This is a genomic window from Peribacillus sp. SIMBA_075 (assembly GCF_046534585.1).
The window spans coordinates 1-321 of sequence record NZ_JAWRYN010000307.1 but is presented as its reverse complement, the minus strand read 5'-3'; the positions used below and the strand labels follow the sequence as shown (position 1 = coordinate 321).

At 53.0% G+C, this 321-nt stretch carries 1 pseudogene; it reads left to right on the top strand.

Annotated elements, in window-relative coordinates:
* Nucleotides 1-321, top strand: a pseudogene (locus SB775_RS28350) (1,4-alpha-glucan branching protein GlgB); the annotation flags it as partial.

Sequence of the window (321 nt, the reverse complement as noted above, 5' to 3'; positions counted from 1 at the left end):
ATGCCTTCGAAGCGCAAATGCGCCCGGAAACCGCGTCTCTTATTTGCGGGCTGCCGGAAAAGGTTGTACAGACTGAAGAGCGCAAAAAAGCGAATCAGTTTGATGCGCCAATCTCTATTTATGAAGTTCACCTGGGTTCCTGGCGTCGCCACACCGACAACAATTTCTGGTTGAGCTACCGCGAGCTGGCCGATCAACTGGTGCCTTATGCTAAATGGATGGGCTTTACCCACCTCGAACTACTGCCCATTAACGAGCATCCCTTCGATGGCAGTTGGGGTTATCAGCCAACCGGCCTGTATGCACCAACCCGCCGTTTTG